12 protein-coding genes and 1 pseudogene are annotated in these 16,214 nt (G+C 66.8%); 4 read left to right on the top strand and 9 right to left on the bottom strand.

Annotated elements, in window-relative coordinates:
- The first annotated feature begins 276 nt into the window (after window positions 1-276).
- The gene (locus J2852_RS18560) at window positions 277-3,807 is read left to right on the top strand and encodes a PAS domain-containing protein (RefSeq protein WP_209878264.1); all 3,531 of its coding nucleotides are present in this window, start codon (window positions 277-279) and stop codon (window positions 3,805-3,807) included.
- Window positions 3,808-3,902: 95 nt separating this feature from the next.
- On the opposite strand, the gene J2852_RS18555 is transcribed toward J2852_RS18560, so the two are convergent.
- Window positions 3,903-4,514, bottom strand: a complete 612-nt coding sequence (locus J2852_RS18555) for a hypothetical protein (protein ID WP_246499821.1) — start codon at window positions 4,512-4,514, stop codon at window positions 3,903-3,905.
- Between the two features lie 129 nt (window positions 4,515-4,643).
- Here J2852_RS18555 and J2852_RS18545 point away from each other — a divergent pair, with 129 nt between their 5' ends.
- Together J2852_RS18545 and J2852_RS18540 are read left to right on the top strand one after the other, a co-directional pair.
- On the top strand, window positions 4,644-4,802 hold the full coding sequence (locus tag J2852_RS18545) for a hypothetical protein (RefSeq protein WP_209878262.1): 159 nt from the start codon (window positions 4,644-4,646) through the stop codon (window positions 4,800-4,802).
- 69 nt (window positions 4,803-4,871) lie between these two features.
- On the top strand, window positions 4,872-5,324 hold the full coding sequence (locus J2852_RS18540; RefSeq protein ID WP_209878260.1) for a hypothetical protein: 453 nt from the start codon (window positions 4,872-4,874) through the stop codon (window positions 5,322-5,324).
- Window positions 5,325-5,335: 11 nt separating this feature from the next.
- Here J2852_RS18540 and J2852_RS18535 read toward each other — a convergent pair whose 3' ends face one another.
- From J2852_RS18535 to J2852_RS18520, 4 genes are all read right to left on the bottom strand, one after another.
- Entirely contained in the window at window positions 5,336-5,788 is a 453-nt protein-coding gene (locus tag J2852_RS18535; RefSeq protein WP_209878258.1) for a GDYXXLXY domain-containing protein, read from the bottom strand.
- Entirely contained in the window at window positions 5,785-6,933 is a 1,149-nt protein-coding gene (locus J2852_RS18530; RefSeq protein ID WP_209878256.1) for a DUF2157 domain-containing protein, read from the bottom strand. The genes J2852_RS18535 and J2852_RS18530 overlap by 4 nt, the downstream gene beginning before the upstream one ends.
- Before the next feature lie 412 nt (window positions 6,934-7,345).
- Window positions 7,346-8,170, bottom strand: coding sequence for an aldo/keto reductase (locus tag J2852_RS18525; RefSeq protein ID WP_209878254.1), 825 nt, complete (start codon window positions 8,168-8,170; stop codon window positions 7,346-7,348).
- 37 nt (window positions 8,171-8,207) lie between these two features.
- Entirely contained in the window at window positions 8,208-9,389 is a 1,182-nt protein-coding gene (locus tag J2852_RS18520; protein ID WP_209878252.1) for an MFS transporter, read from the bottom strand.
- Window positions 9,390-9,494: 105 nt separating this feature from the next.
- Here J2852_RS18520 and J2852_RS18515 point away from each other — a divergent pair, with 105 nt between their 5' ends.
- Entirely contained in the window at window positions 9,495-10,394 is a 900-nt protein-coding gene (locus tag J2852_RS18515; protein WP_209878250.1) for a LysR family transcriptional regulator, read from the top strand.
- A 144-nt stretch (window positions 10,395-10,538) separates the two neighbouring features.
- Here J2852_RS18515 and J2852_RS18510 read toward each other — a convergent pair whose 3' ends face one another.
- From J2852_RS18510 to J2852_RS18495, 4 genes and pseudogenes are all read right to left on the bottom strand, one after another.
- Complete coding sequence (locus J2852_RS18510; RefSeq protein WP_209878236.1) at window positions 10,539-13,067, bottom strand: ABC transporter permease; 2,529 nt, start codon at window positions 13,065-13,067, stop codon at window positions 10,539-10,541.
- 316 nt (window positions 13,068-13,383) lie between these two features.
- Window positions 13,384-14,342: pseudogene (locus J2852_RS18505) on the bottom strand (transposase); the annotation flags it as partial.
- Window positions 14,343-14,465: 123 nt separating this feature from the next.
- Entirely contained in the window at window positions 14,466-15,650 is a 1,185-nt protein-coding gene (locus J2852_RS18500; RefSeq protein ID WP_209878234.1) for an acetyl-CoA C-acyltransferase, read from the bottom strand.
- Window positions 15,643-15,945 (bottom strand): CoA-transferase, encoded by a 303-nt coding sequence (locus tag J2852_RS18495; RefSeq protein ID WP_209878232.1) that lies wholly within the window; start codon window positions 15,943-15,945, stop codon window positions 15,643-15,645. The genes J2852_RS18500 and J2852_RS18495 overlap by 8 nt, the downstream gene beginning before the upstream one ends.
- Between the last annotated feature and the right edge of the window lie 269 nt (window positions 15,946-16,214).

Genomic DNA, 16,214 nt, shown 5'->3' with positions numbered 1-16,214 from the left:
TCGGAAGCGGTTTCCTGCCCGAAGGAGTTAGCACATTCAGCGGAAAGGCTTTTTCAACCAACGTTGAAAAAGGATGTTCCGATCAAAGCTCATTTCCCTCCGATTCAGTGGACGCTGATCTCCATCATCGCTCGTCACCTCGCCTCGGCAAGAATCCAGCATTTCCAACGGGTTTGATTCGCGGACAAGTTCTTACACGTCGGCGCCCACCCACCGAGAAAGCCGACCCCGCTTCATAGCCCGCTGGTCGTGTTGACCGTTAGCGCCGGCGCTTGGTTGTGGCTGGACCGCGCCCGGACGCTCCAGGCCGGAGAGCGCTCGGCATACGCCCTTGCCCGCGTGCTTGAGGAACAGACGGCGCGTGGACTGCAAGCTGTTGACCTGACACTGACCGGCATCATCGACGCTCTGGCGCTGACTCCGGGACTGGGCGACCACGCCCCGGTGTTCGAGGACAAGCTGCGGGAGCGCTTGAAGTCGCTGCCCCAGGTCCGTGCCCTGTTCGTCATCGGTCCGGACGGATTCATCACCCAGGACACCGACCATCCCAACACACCCCGCGTCACCCTTGCGGACCGCGACTACTTCATCGCCCACACGGCCGACCCCAGCCCCATGCTGCGCATCAGCCAGCCCCTGATCAGCCGGTCGGTGGGGGCTTGGTTCATCAGCGTCAGCCGCCGGATCACCCGTCCGGACGGCAGCTTCGGCGGCATCGCCGTCGCCGCGGTCGAGCCCCGCTACTTCGAGCGGTTCTACCGTGAACTGACCATGGGGGAGCGCGACCGCATTGCCCTGTTCCGGCGCGACGGCACCCTGCTCGTTGGCACCCCCTACGATGACAAGGCGATCGGAAAAGACTTCTCGATGATGGAGCTGTTCCGCACCCAGCTGCCCCGGGCGGCGGATGGGACGTATCACATCCTCAGCATGTTCGATCAAACCCCACGAACCATCAGCTACCGCTCGGTTCCCGGTTTCCCCCTGGTCGTGGCCGTCGCCCTGGCTGAAGACGATCTGCTGGCCGGATGGCGGCGGAACGCGACGACCATCGCGGTAGCGGCCGGGTTGGTGGCCAGCCTGATCGTTCTTCTGCTCATCCTGCGGGTCCGGCGCCGCGCCGAGCACGAGCACTCTGTCCGCCTGGCCCGCAAGATGGCCACGGTGCTGGAAAGCACCACTGACGCCGTCATCGAAATGGACCGCACCTGGCGGGTCACCTTCATGAACGAGCGCGCGCGGTCGCTCCTACCCCACAGCCGGGATGTGACGGGGCAGGTCTTCTGGGACAGCTACCCGGAACTCGCCGGCACCGATGTCGGGACGCAGTTTCGCGAGATCATGGAAGCGAATGCGGCGAGCGAGTTCGAGATCGTCGGTCCGCTGAGCAGACGCTGGTATTTCGTAAGGGCGTTCCCTTCGCGCGACGGCATGGCGGTCTTTTTCCAGGACATCACGGCGCGCAAGCAGGCCGAGGAGGAGCGCAGGAGCCTCGCCCAGGAACTCGACCGGGAGCGCACGCTGCTCAAGGGCGTGCTGGCGCACTTGCCATCCGGCGTGTTCGCGGCCGCGGCTCCCGAGGGTCGGCTGCTGCTGCACAACGCCATGGCCGAACAGCTCCTTGACCGACCTGTCCACATCGCCCAACGCGTGGTCGACTATGCCGCATACGGTGCCCTTCACCCGGATGGCCGTCCGTACCGCCCCGAGGAGCACCCGCTGGCCCGGGCCCTGCGCGGCAAGACCGTCACGCAGGAGGAGATGCAATACCGCCGCGGGGATGGCACCCAGACCACTTTCTCCGCGAGCGCCGCCCCGGTGCGGACCCCGGATGGGCAGATCGTTATGGCGGTCAGCACCTTCCATGACATCTCCGAACGCAAGCGGATGGAGGAAGCGCTGCTTCGGAGCGAGGAACAGCTGAATTTTGCTCTGGCGTCGGCCAATGCGGGCACCTGGGACTGGGACATCGCGAGCGGTGAACTGACCTGGAGCGACGGAACATACGCATTGTATGGCCTGCCGGCCGACCGGTTCACGCCGACCTTTGACGCTTGGCTGCCTTTGGTTCAGCCGGATGACCGTAACCGCGTGCAGCACGCCATTCTCGCGATGCTGGACTCGAAAAGCAGCAACTACACGCTCGAGAACCGTATCCTCCATCCGGAACGGGGGGAGCGCTGGCTGATGAACGTCGGCCGCATCACCCGCGCCCGGGACGGCGCGCCGTTGCGGCTGACCGGGATCAGCATCGACATCACCGCGCGCAAGCGCCTGGAGGAAGATCTGCTTCGCAACCAGGAGCGCCTAAGGGAGGCGCTGGTGGCGGCACGCGCGGGCACTTGGGACTGGGATGTGCCGACCGGCGAGGTGTTCTGGTCCGAGGAGAACGCGGCGCTCTTCGGCTTGCCCACGGGTACCGTTCCCTCCGGCTACGGCGCTTGGCTGGAGGCCGTCTTACCCGAAGACCGCGCCCAAGCGGACCGGATCATCCGCGATGCGCTGGCCGCCCGCAAGGACCGCTACCAAGTGGAGTTCCGTGTCCACCCTCCCGGCAAGGAGGTGCGCTGGCTCATTGCCATGGGCCGGATCCACTACGGCGCCGACGGTGGCCCCGTGCGTGTCAGCGGTTTGAACGTCGACAACACCGAACGGCGACACATGGAAGAGGATTTGCGGGCCGCCAAACAGGAGGCGGAGCGAGCCAGCTTGGCGAAGTCGAAGTTCCTGGCGGCCGCCAGTCACGACCTGCGCCAGCCCTTGCAGTCGTTGTTCCTATTCGCCGCTGCCCTGCATCCTCAGGTGCAGACGGAGCGCGGCCGGAACGGGCTGGAGATGCTGGAGCGCAACCTCGAGGCTTTGAAGGGGCTGCTGGACAGCCTGTTCGATGTGTCGCGCCTGGACGCCGAAGTGATCCGGCCCTCGGTCGAAGATGTCTCGCTGGCTCCGGTGCTCGACCAGATTGGTGCCTCTTTTGCGCCGGTGGCCAAAGGTAAGGGTTTGGATTTTAAGGTGGACGTTCCACCCGATGTGGTCGTGCGGAGCGACCGTCACCTGCTTGGCCGCATGGTGCGCAACTTGGTCGAGAACGCCATCAAGTACACCGAGCAGGGTTCGATCCGCCTGGAGTGCCGCATCGTTGGTGGACGTGCCCGTATTGCGGTGCACGACACCGGCATCGGCATTGCGCCCGACCAACAGGAGTTGGTCTTCATGGAATTCCACCAGATCGCCAACCCGGAGCGCGACCGGAACAAGGGGCTCGGGCTGGGGCTATCGATCGTGCAGCGCCTGGCGAAACTCCTTGACCATCCTGTGTCCATTCAGTCCCGGCCGGGACAAGGATCTGTCTTTTCGGTGGATGTTCCGCTTGGGGCCCCCCACGCGGTGCGTCCTGCGGAACCGTTTGCTGCGATGACACGGGATGGGGATGGTCGATTGGCTGTCCTGATCGACGATGAGGCCGACGTGCTCTTGGGATTGCAGGAGATCGTCCGCGGCTGGGGATACGACACGGTGATTGGCACCTCGGCCGAGCAAGTGCTGGAACGGCTCAGGGCGGACGGCCGTACCCCGGCCGTGATCGTGACCGATTACAGGCTGGCGGATCTCCGGACCGGTGGCGACGCGGTGCGTCTCATCCGGGAACAGGTTGGTGTCGCCGTGCCGGGGGTGATCCTGACCGGCGACACCGGGCCGGGTTTGCGGGCGGAAGCGACCAGACAGGGATTGGGGATCGTCATCAAGCCGGTGGTACCGCGCCAGTTGCACGAGGCGCTCAAAAAGCTCCTGGGCGAGGCAGCGTAGCCTTGCCGACAAAGAACACATCCGTCAGATCCCGCTGAACCTGATGGCCGACGCCGTGACGTACGCCTCGTCGGTCGGCCGAGTGCCTATTGGAATCAGTTGCCGCAACCAAAATCGTCGGCTTTCAGGCTGCCCCGCAACAGCAGCAGAATCGGCTCACCGGCGTCCAGCGTGATGACGAGGCCGTCACGCTCGGTCACCACCCGGTTCACCGTCTGCAAGGGGATCGGCGTGCCGGGCGGCACGAGGCAGTCGGAGCCGGCGGCGAAGTCCGACGTTCCGGCCTGGGCCAGAGCCAAGGCACCCGCGTCCTCCTTGCGGCTCCAGCCACCGACGCCGGCCTCCATCGCCTTCTTGCGCAGTTCGTCCTCCTTGGGAGCGACCTTGGACGGCGGCCGGACCGGCAGAGGCGGTGGGTCCTTCTTCTCGATGCGGAGCGCTGGTGGCGGTGCCGGCGCCGGCTTGGACGCCATGTCCTCGTAGCTGGGCAGCCGCGGCTCCGGCTGAGTGGGGTCGAGGGCGACCGACAGCTTCGGCAGGCCGCCGGCCCCCTGGCTGCGGCCCAGCATGTGGGCCGCCAACCCGAGCCCGATCACCACGGCCGCCACCAGCAGAATGCGGACAACGTGCGGACCGGCGGTTACTACCCGGTGGCGGGTCGGCGGATCAGGGGGCATCGGCGGAGGCGTGTCGTTGGTCGCGGTCACGGGCGGGTCCTCCGGATGTGCACCTCCTGCGTTCCGATCGCCAGCAGCAGGTGGTCGTAGATGCCGGCAACGCGGTAGGTGGCGTTCATCCGGCAGTACTGGACGGGGATGCGGGTGCCGTCTGCGCCGATGCGCCACAGGATCGGCGCGCCGGTGATCTGCTACCCGGTGAACAACCTGCCCCCGGCCGACGTCGCCGCCTATAGCGCCGCCCGGAACGGCTGGCGGAAAGTCACCGATGTGCGTGTCCCGCCGCGCGAGGCACGGTGCTTCGAGGTGCCGGCCTGATCGCCCGCCGACCCTGCGCACCTTTCGGGCGCAGGCCATGGCCGATTGGCGGCCTGCGGCCGCTGCGGCGTGAACCTGTCGGCAAACTCAGGATCTCCGCGCATCGGAATGGTTTCTGTGACAAAGCCGGTGGAGGGACTTGTCGATCTGCAGGTCGCGACGAGTTTCGGCGGTTCGAGCCCGGCCGCGGCCAGACTCGTCTTTGCGACCCTGAGCGACGGCAGCTATCGCAAGCATCTGGAGGGGCTCCACCGGCGCTTGGCGCGGGTTCGCCGGGAGACGGCCGCCAAGCTCGAAGCGCTCGGCCTACGGCTGTGGCTGATGCCGCGCGGCGGCTTTTGTCTCTGGTGCAGCCTGCCGGATGGCCGGGATGCGGCCGATGGCCACACGGCGAGAGATGACGAGCTTGGGGATGAAAACGGCCGGATTTTTGCGAAGAGCCGACCGGTCTTACCCCGAGCGCCTGAACGAGCCGACACACAGGATGTCCAAGCTCTTAGCTCATCAACCGACCGAAGATGACAGCAGTTGCATCAGCGATGCTCCACGGCGACGTCGCTGAAGGACACCGTGCCGTTCCCATGGAAATGGACGAGGACCGAGGCGCCACCCGGAGTGCCCAGCAACTCCCCCTGAAGCGCAAGCGCGCGCTCCTGCGCCGCATAGTAGCGGTAGACCTGTCGAGGATTCGTGATTGGGTGCCGGCAGTTGGTCGTCGGCGGCGTGCATTGGACCGCCACCGCGGTGGGGCGCAGCGTATCGGCGGCGTTCGGGTGCAGGCAGGCACAAGCCATGTCGTCCCCGACCGGCAAGTCGAGCCGAAACTGCAGGTAGTGCCCGCGCAGAAGATCGCGCGGATCGTACCCGGCGATGGCGACGCGCAACACCGGCTGGCTGTCGCGCTCGGCCGCCAAGCGCAACGCCCATCCGGCAACGAGCAAGGTCGGAAGGATCAGCAGAGCCAAGGTGAGGATGCGGCGCGTCATGGGCTGGCCGGGCTTTCCGCCCGCCTCAGGATGCGCCGGACCACAAAGCCGAAGGCCAGCAGCACCGCTCCCCCGGCGATCAGCCCGACCCCGGTAAGCAGCAACCCGCCGAACGCCTCCACAAAGACCAGCAGGAGGCGCAAGGCGATGACCACGACCGCCAGTCGGTAGAGGGGGATCAGACCGGCCGCATGGGCCAGCTGCGAAATGGCGAACCAGTACAGGCAGAAGCCAACCGCGGCCACCGCCGCCGACCCGAGGCCGCCGATCACCACCGGCAACGCCGCATAGGCCGGGGACAGGACGACGAAGACCGCCGGCCAGGGACGCTCCGGAATGCCACGCGCGAAAGCGAGATGCGCCGCCAGCAGACCGAGCGTCGCAACGGCCGTCCCGGTCAGCACGTCGGCCCGCTCCGCCACGTCCAGCGGGCTGTCCAGCCGCCATCCCATCTGCGCGGCCGAGGTCATGGCAACCAGCGTTCCCAGCATGGCAAGGTTGAGCAGCCGCCCCCAAGGCTCGGCATTGGCCCGCCCCCTGGCCAACAGGGGAGCGGCGTAACCGGCGACGATGAACAGCGCGATGGCGGTGCCCAACAGCCCCGCCTTCTCCAGCGCCTCGGCGTGTTCGGCAAGGCCGGCACCGGCCATGGCAAACACGCCGGCAACCCACAGCCAACGGTTGGCCGCGCTCCGTGCGAACGCCAGGGTGAAAGGGGTGACCAGCGCCAACCACGTGGCGAGCAGGCCGAAGAGGCTACCCTGGAGCTGGAAGCTCTGCCCCACATGGGCCAGCAGCGCCAGGGAGGAGGCCGACAGCACCATCAGCAGCCCTTCGCGGGTCCGCTCGCCCGCGTCGTGACCTTTCAGGACCTCGGCGCAGCCCCACGCCCCGAGGGCGAGGTTCAGGAGGACGTGCCCGCCGAGCTTCGCCCAGACCGGGATCGCGTCCCAGTTGGCCGAGACGATGGCGACGATCCCCAGCCCCACCGAGAAGGCACCGATGAGCATCAGCACGGGGATGCCGGGCGCGCCGCCGGACGCCTCGAACGCCAGAAGGCGCGTGGCCGTGGCGGGATCGATCAGCCCCGCCTCCCGCCAGCGGTCAATGCGCGACCGGATCGCCCGGCCGTGTAAGTCGATCATCCCGATCCCCGCGAGAAGGATGCGGATCGGCGCCCGCTTTTGACGCCGATCGGCACGTTATCTCATCGATCTTCACACATTTTTGCACACGCGAACTGGATTCCGATTTACACCGAAGCTCATCTGGGCGCCTCTGAAGGGCTTGTCAGGCGAAGATCAAGGCTCCTTCTCAGGCTCAGTGAACCGCTGCGGTTTGTCGATTCAGAAACGCAGGTTTCGACTGTAGCAGCGCCGATTTCTGTCGCAAAGCAGTCGCCGTCCCAGCCTGGAGCTGGAGCAGGCATCCCCTTCCACCACATCGGTAACGGTCGCTCCGGCCCCACACCGAACACCCGCCCCCGGAGGAGATGGCCCGTCCGGGATGCTCAGCCCCTGATCTTCGCCTTAAGGAGCCGCCCCGGACCTGATCACATCAATCCCACGCCGGCGCCAGCCCAGCAGGGTTCACAATCCGCGCATCCGGGCGGGCGAGCGCGTGAATCGCCGCCATGTCGTCGGCCGGCAGCGTGAAATCGAAAATCTCGAGGTTATCCACGGCACGGGCCTCCCCAACCGTCTTTGACAAGGCGATCAGGCCGCCCTGCTGCACGATCCATCGCAGGACCACCTGCGCGACGCTCCTGCCGTGTCGGCTGGCGATCTCCGTCAGCATGGGATTGGCGAAGACCTTCCCATCCGCCATGGCATAGTAGGCCGTGACCGACAAGCCGGCCCCGCGCGCCGCATCGAGCAGCACGTCCTGGTTCAGGTAGGGATGGTACTCGATCTGGTTGGTGACAATCGGCGCATCGCTGAGGCGGATGGCTTCGGCCATCAGCGCGGTCGAGAAATTGCTGACACCGATGTGCCGGACCTTACCCGCCGCCCGTACGGTGTTCAGCGCGGCGACCTGTTCGGCCAGCGGCACGGCTTTGTTCGGCCAATGCAGCAGCAAGAGATCAACGTAATCGGTTCGCAGTTTCCGAAGGCTCTCATCGACGGAGTGCAGGAAGGCGTCGTGGCGGTAATTCTCCACCCAGACCTTGGTCGTGAGGAAGATGTCGGCGCGTGAAACGCCGGAGGCGGCGATGCCCTCGCCGACCTCGGCCTCGTTGCCGTAAATTTGCGCGGTGTCGATGTGGCGGTAGCCGAGCCGGAGGATGTGCGGGACCATCCGCAGGACGTCCGGCCCGCTCATGCGGAAGGTGCCGAAGCCGAGCGCGGGGATCGTGGCGCCGTTGGCGGTAACGGTGTGCATCGATGTGTCTCTCACAAAGTCAGGCAGTTTGGAGGGGTCAGGCAGTTTGGAGGGCGTGGTGATCGCGGCGGTCGAGCGCTCCGCTCCACAGCGTCAGCGCCAGCCCGCCGAGGACGAACAGGCCCCCGACCCACGGCGTCGCGGCGAGCCCCAGCGGCGAGGCCACGACCTGTCCGCCGAAGAAGGCGCCGGCGGCAATGCCGAGGTTGAAGGCGGCGATGTTCAAGGCCGAGGCGACGTCCACGGCACCGGGCGAATGGCGCTGCGCCAGCTGGACCACGTAGAGCTGCAGGCCGGGAACGTTGGCGAAGGCCAGGGCACCCATGCCCGCCAGGGTGATCAAGGCCGGGACCTTGGAAGCGGCGGTGAAGGTGAAGGCGAACAGGACCAGCGCCTGCAACGCGAACAGCCAGGCCAAGGCGCGGACCGGGCGGCGGTTGGCGACCTTACCGCCGATCACGTTGCCCACGGCAATGGCCGCGCCGTACAGGATCAGCACGAGACTGACGGTGCCGCTGGAAAAGCCGGTGATCGTCTCCAGGATCGGCGCCAGGAACGTGAAGGCGACAAAGGTTCCGCCATAACCCAGCGCCGTGATGGCGAAGGCCAGCAGCAGGCGCGGCTTGGTCAGCACGCGGAGCTGATCGCCGAGGCCGGCGGCGGGCGGCTGGGTCAGCTTGCCCGGCACCAGCGTCGCGACGCCCAGGCCGCCGACGACACCAAGGGCGGAGACCGCCAGGAAGGTGGCGCGCCAGCCGAAATGCTGGCCGATCCAAGTTCCCATCGGCACGCCGGTGACGATGGCGATGGTCAGGCCGGAAAACATCATGGCGATGGCCGAGGCCCGCTTGTCCTCGGGCACCAGATCGGCGGCGATGGTCGCGCCGACGGAGAAGAAGACGCCGTGAGCGAAGGCGCTGAGCACGCGGGCGGCCAGCAGCGTCTCATAATTGGGGCTGACGCCCGCCAGCAGGTTGCCAGCGACAAAGACACCCATGAGACCGAGCAGCAGCGGCTTGCGCCGCAGCCGGCCGGTAAGCGCGGTGAGGACGGGGGCACCGACGGTGACGCCCAGGGCATAGACGCTGACGACCATGCCGGCGAGCGGCAGGCTGATGCTCAAGTCGGTGGCCACGGTGGGCAGCAGGCCGACGATGACGAACTCCGTGGTTCCGATCGCGTAGGCGCTGATGGCCAGGGCCAGCAAGGCAAGAGGCATGGGAACACTCCATCTGTGCAGGCCCCATGAGATGCGGCACGGATGGGCTGGGCGGAATGCCGCGCCGTTTCGTATCATTGTGTCCTTGAATGACAAGGTGAAGCCATGAGCGATCCCCGCGCCTGGGAAATGAGGGTCTTTCTGCGCGTCGCCACCCGCGGCAGCTTCAGCGCCGGGGGCCGCGACATGGGGATGACCCCATCCGCCACGGCCAAGCTGATCACCCGGATCGAGGAACGTTTGGGCGTGCGACTGGTCGAACGCTCAACCCGGCGGCTGCGCCTGACCGCCGAAGGCGACCTCTACCGGGAGAGGGCTGAAGCCCTGCTGCGCGATCTGGATGCCTTCGATGCCGAGATCGCCGGGGGCGCCCGGCTGCCGACCGGGCTGATCCGCATCAACGTCTCGGTCCCCTTCGGGCGGCATTGCCTGCTGCCGCTGCTCCCCGCCTTCACAGACCGCTATCCGGGCATCGATTTGGACCTTACGCTGACCGACGAGGTGGTGGACCTGTACGCCGCGCAGGCCGATGTCGCCTTCCGGACCGGGCGCCTTCCGGACTCGGCCCTGCTCGCGGTCCGCCTTGGCGACGTGCGGCGGCGGATCGTGGCCTCCCCCGCCTATCTGGCGCGTCGGGGCGTACCCCGCTCGCCGGCCGATCTGGAACAGCACGACTGCCTGGGGTTCAACTTCCGCCGGGCTGCCGCCGTCTGGCCGCTGAAGACGGGCGGGCGGCTGATGGACCGCGAAGTCCATGGGCGCATCCAGGCCAACAACGGCGAAACCGTGCGGCATCTGGCGCTGCTGGGCTTGGGTCTGGCACGGCTGGCGGAATTCCACGTCCGGGACGACATCGCGGCGGGCCGGCTGGTCACCGTTCTGGACGAGGCCATGGTGGATCGGGAAGAAATCCATGCCGTCTACATCGGCCGTGAACGGGCTCCGCGCCGGGTGCAGGCTTTTCTGGACTTCACGACGCCGCGGTTGCGTTCCGTCCTGCAATGATCCTGGCAAAAAGCGGACTTTCGGCGCTCAGGGGGCACGCTCCCCTTCTGCAACATCGACCGTCGTTCGCTTTGATCTCTTCCTTTCGCGACAGTATGACCTTTGGAAATCGATGCTGGCGCTCCGCGATCGTTTCGGCATTAATCAGTCCAGGGCGTTGCCGCCCAGCTGCCGCAGCACGTCCCTCCGGCGCAAGCTGGCCACCAGCATGGCCCCGGCCGTCGCCATGGCGACAATGGTGAGGAGGAAGACGGCCACTGGAATCGCGCCTCCGGGCGTGGTGCCGGCACCGGTGACGCTCACAACCACGGCGGTTCCGCCAAGCCAGCCTAGGGGCACCGCCACTGCCGCGACAGCAGCGCCCAGAAGGGTAAACTCCAGAACCACAGCCTGGCCCATCGGGCGCCGTCCAATCCCGAGGACGTGCAGGATCGCGATCTCATGAAGGCGCCGCCTCACGCTGTTGGCGATGGCGCCCAAAAGCACGACGCCGGCCGCGCTGAGAGCGACGAACGACAGGCCGTCCAGGAGCCGGCGGACGTGATCGACAGTCGAGCGGAGCGCGCTCAGCACCTCGGCCGCGCGTACTGCGGGAGAGTACGGGGCGACCTCCCTCATGGCCGCCTCTGCCGCGGGTACGACTGTCGCGCCGGACCACACGGCGGCTACGAGACTGTGCGGCGGCGGTTCGGCAAAGGGCGAAAGGACGACCGGAAAGTCGAGGTCGAGCCTTGTCCAGTCGATGCGCCGAAGATTGCCGACCCTTGCGGTCACCGGACCACCCGCCAGGGCCAAAGTGATGGTGTCCCCCACCGCCAATCCCAGCCGGCTGGCCACTTGCGCGTCCACCGAGGCGAGCGGCGGACCGTCGTAGCCCGGAGGCCACCATGCCCCCGCCACGATCTCGTCCGTCGCGGCGGGGCGGTCACGCCAGGACAGGCCCCGGTCGCCGCGCACCGCCCAGGCCACGGAGCGCGGAACATCCGCCTCGGTAATGGCAACACTGTTGACGCGGCTGATCCGCGCGTGAAGAAATGGCGCCGTTTCGACCCGGTGGACGCCGGGCACGGCGGAGAGGCGTTTGCGCACGCTTTCCTCGCCTTGCGGGGGAACGTTCAGGAAGACGACCGACGGCATCTCGGCCGGAAGCGTCGCCTCAACGTGCTCGACAGCCGATGTTCCGGTCACGCCGACCGCCACCAACACTGTGAGGCCGACTCCCAGCGCGACGGCAACCGGGACCGTCGGCGCCCCAGGTCGCCCGAGGTTGGCGATCGCCAGCCGGACCACCGGTCGGCGGCCGCGCGCCAGGCGGCGGGCCACCAGGGCGAGCCCATGCCCCAGGACCGCGAAGCCGGCAGCGGCCAACCCGGCGGCCAGGAGAAACCCCGCAACCGCAAACGGCATGCCCGTCCACGCGACGAGTACACCGGTGAGCGACAGCCCGAGAACAGCAATGGCGCCGCGGACCTGCCAGCCCAGGGATTGCCGCGGGCTGCCCGCCGGGCTCCGCCAGATCGCGGCGGGGCTGGTTCCGACCGCGCGGGCCAACGGCGGCAGGGCGCACAGGAGCGCCGCCAAGAGACCCGCCGTTGCGGACAGCAGAAATGCCCCCGGCTGGACGGCACTGGCCGTCTCCGGCAACCAGTCGAGCGGCAGCGCGCGCGCCGCTGCGGTGGCCAAAAGCGCTCCGGCCGTCGTACCGATCAGGAGCGCGATGGCAATCACGGACAGCGTCTGCAGCAGGAAGGCCGTGAAGAGGAGGCGTGGCGAGCCGCCCACCGCCTTCAGCGCCGCTATGGTTGGCATTCGCCGGGCAAGGTGTGCCGACAACGCACGGCTGACCCCGACGCCACCAATCAGCAGTATGGACAGCGACACCAGGAGGAACAAGGTGCGGGCGAACTGGACCGTGCGCTCGACGCCCGGGATGCCATGGGACGCATCGACGATCCGCCACCCGGCGTCGGGAAAGCGGCCTTCCAGCTCGCGCAGGACAGCGTCGGGCTGGGCCTGCTTGGGCAGAAGGATACGGTAGTACCAGTAGACCGGCGCTCCGGGCTCGGCAATGCCGGTTTCCGCCAGGGCGCGGCGATCGATGATGACACGCGGGCCGAGGGAGAAGGCCCGAAACGTTCGGTCCGGCTCATGCTCGATCGTGGCGCGGATCACGACGTCGGTTGCTCCGATCCGCAGCCGGTCCCCGATGTCCAGCTTCAACGCGTTGAGAAGGTCGGCGGAGACCGCCGCACCCCAGAAATCGTCCCGGCGTGCCACGGCGTCGCCGAGAGAGGCGGTGCCGGAGACGGTCGCCGTGCCGACGAGAGGATATTTATCGTCAATCGCCTTCAGCTCGACGAGAGTACGCGCACTTCCTGTCACCGTTCCGGCGACCGGCCTCAGCTCCGCCGTTTCGCTGACCGTGCCGACCGCCTCCAGGAAGGCCCGCTGCTCCGGCGTGGCCGGAGCGTGGAACAGACGCAAGGACAGATCGCCGCCGACGGATTCCCGCGCGGTGGCATGCATCCCGTCGAGCACGGAAGCGCTCAGGGAGCCCACAGCAGCCATCATGGCAGCGCCGAGCGCCACCCCCAAAACAACGATCCACAGGCCGGCCACCCCGCCCCGCAGGTCTTGCCATGCCAGCCTCAACGCGATGCGCACGAAGGTCATGACGGGAATATCATGGCGGTTCGTTGGCGCGGCAACCGTTCACGACGCCACGTTTGCGGGTCAGTCAATGGCGAGCCGAACTGGGCGGCGCGCAACCGGCACGCCATGCAGCGGTAGCGAGCGGCCTTATGCTTCTGGGGAATCAGGCGCCCCAGCCGCTGCCCCGGGGCGCGGTCCCCTTTTCCACACTCCTATCGGCGGATATTGACCCTTCCCGGACGGTAAGACTGTCCCCTTTGCGCCGATATCGTTGAAAAGCCGGGTGCCGGCAGATTGCTGCTGCGCCGACTGCAAGGGGCCAGCGGGTAAAGGCCCCTCATGCCGGGCTGGGTTCCGGCATCGAGATGAGCTTGGCGAGCTTGCGAAGGTTCTGGGCGGCCGCCGCGAGGTGGAACTCGTCGCGGGCGACGTTCGGCCCCGTCAATCGCTGCCGTTCGAGCTTCAGGATGCGTTTGAGGTGGGCGAACAGCATTTCGACCTTTTTCCGCTCGCGCCGTGTGGTGACAGAGGCGTCGGTGGCGGCGTCCGATATGTCTTCTGCCACGGCCGAAGTTCCTTGCCGGCGGGGCAGACATAGGCATCGGCCTCATGATCGTAGGTGAAGTCGGCCCGTTCGAGGGTTCCGTCGCAGCGCTCGGACTTGTCGAGGACCGGGATGTGCGGTTCTATCCCGCGCTCATGAACCAGCCAGCCAAGCATCTCGGCCGAACCGTAGGCTCTGTCGGCCGCCAGCCGCTCGGGATAGAGCCCAAAGCCCTCCCGGGTACGGTCGAGCATGGTGCGGGCGGCGCCGACTTCCGCCTGGCAGATGGCGCGGCTCGCCTTCGACATTGACGATGACGGCGTGGTCGACATCGATCAGGTCGTTGGTAGCATAGGCGAAGAACGCATGGCCCTTCTGCGCCCCCCACTGCGCGGCTGGATCCGATCGCGAGACGAACTTGGGCTTCACCTTGCTGGCGACGCCCCAAACGGCCTCGTCCAGCGTGTCGAGATACTCCCGCACCGAGCGGCGGGTCACCGCCATCGCTTCCCAGTCAGGCTGGCATCGACCGCGAAGCCGCCGCCCACAAGCCCAGCCTCCATGCAGCGCTCCACCGTCGTTTCGAACAGTTTCCGCAGGAGATCGCTGTCGCGGAAGCGACCGTGACGGTTCTTGGCAAAGGTCGAGTGATCGGAAATTTCGCCCTCCAAGCCGAGCCGGCAGAACCAAAGGTAGGCGAGGTTCAGGTGCACCTCTTCGCACAGCCGGCGTTCCGAGCGAATGCCGAAGCAGGTGGTTCGACGGGACGTGGTGCTCAAGGCTGAACTCAAACAGCACCTCCTGCATCACCGCCCACCGGCCCGGCGAACCGCTATATGAGAGAACTGCGTGTAGGGGAGCGTAGGCCTCCACAATCAGCACACGTCGAACAGCGCTGCTGCGCCCATACCGCCGCCGACACACATCGATACAACGACCCGCTTGGCGCCCCGGCGGCGCCCCTCGATCAGGGCGTGGCCAACAAGCCGGGATCCCGTCATCCCATAGGGATGCCCGATCGCGATGGAGCCGCCATTGACGTTGTAACGCTCGAGATCGATCCCCAGATGCTCGGCACAGTACAGCGCTTGGCAGGCGAATGCTTCATTGAGCTCCCAAAGGTCGATGTCATCAATCGACAGTCCATGCAGGCGCAGCAGCTTGGGAATCGCGTGGATCGGGCCAAGGCCCATCTCTTCCGGGGCGTTTCCAGCGATCGCCATGCCGCGGTAGATCCCCAGCGGCTCGAGGTTCCTCCGCTCGGCAAACTTTGACGACATCAGGACACAGGCCGATGCCCCGTCCGAGAGTTGGCTGGCGTTGCCGGCGGTCACGGTGCCGCCCTCCACGACCGGCTTGAGCTTTGCGAGCCCTTCGAGCGTAGTATCGGGGCGATTCCCCTCGTCTTTCGACAGCGTCACCTCGGCCTCGGAAGTTTCGCCGGTCGTCTTGTCGACGACGTTCATCCTCGTCGTCATGGGAACGATCTCCTCGTCGAGCCAGCCCTCGACCTGCGCGCGGGCCATGCGTCGCTGCGACAGCAACGCATACTCGTCCTGCTGATCGCGGGTGATCGCGTATACGCGCGCCACGTGCTCCGCCGTTTGGATCATCGGCATGTACGCATGCGGTGCTAACTCCTTGACGCGGGGGTCCGCGTCCCGGTTGGTCCACTCGAAGTACGGATTCTGAACCAGGCTGATGCTGTCCTGGCCACCCGCCAAGACGACATTCATGCCGTCGACCATGATCTGCTTCGCTGCCGTGGCGATCGCCATGAGACCGGAGGCGCATTGGCGGTCGATGGTCTGGGCTCCCACCGAGTAAGGCAGCCCGGCAGCGAGCACGGCGTTCCGAGCCAGATTGCCACCTGCTGTGCCGGCCGTCAGCACGGTGCCTATCACGGCATCATCGATAGCGCGGCCTTCGATGCCGGCACGAGAGACCGCATGGCGGATGGCGTGCGCCATCAGCGTGGGGGATTTGGTGTTGTTGAAGGCACCGCGGAAGGCACGTCCGATTGGCGTGCGGGCCGTTGACACCACGACTGCGTCAAGCATAGGAACGCTTCAGGTTTTGGCAGACCGCACACGGCATCACGGGAACGGCGTCCTGGCCAACTCGGCCTTCGCGACCCACACCACGCTCTCCGAATCGGGTCCGATCACCGGGCGGCAATCGGAACGAACGCGTGTGGGTATCGTTGGCAATCACCGTCAGGTCGCGTCGGCCCTGCCGAACGTACTCTTCCATAAGGTGCGGCGGCGTGCCGGCGCCCGTGAATCCGCCGATCATCAACACGGCGCCGTCGAGAATGGCTGCGACGCTATCGGCCAGTCGGATCAACGTCTTCATGCCTAACCTCGACCAAAGAGGGCTGAGCCACTGACCCGACACCTTGCCCAAGTCGTCACGCCTGACGACGAGCGCGTGTTCGGGGTAGTCGGCGTCCCCCATCGCAAAGAGCTTCTCTCCTTCCGGCGGAAGGAGGAGTGAAGACCCGATCATCGGCGCAGGCGGTGAAGCAGTTCGCCGACGATGCCGCGGCGGAAGAGCAGGACGCAGACGACGAAGATGGCGCCGATGACCACCGGGACCGGCAGGTTGGTGCCGGCCAGATAGCT

It is taken from the genome of Azospirillum soli (genome assembly GCF_017876165.1).
Taxonomy (GTDB): domain Bacteria; phylum Pseudomonadota; class Alphaproteobacteria; order Azospirillales; family Azospirillaceae; genus Azospirillum; species Azospirillum soli.
This window is presented reverse-complemented; position numbering and strand designations above follow the sequence as displayed.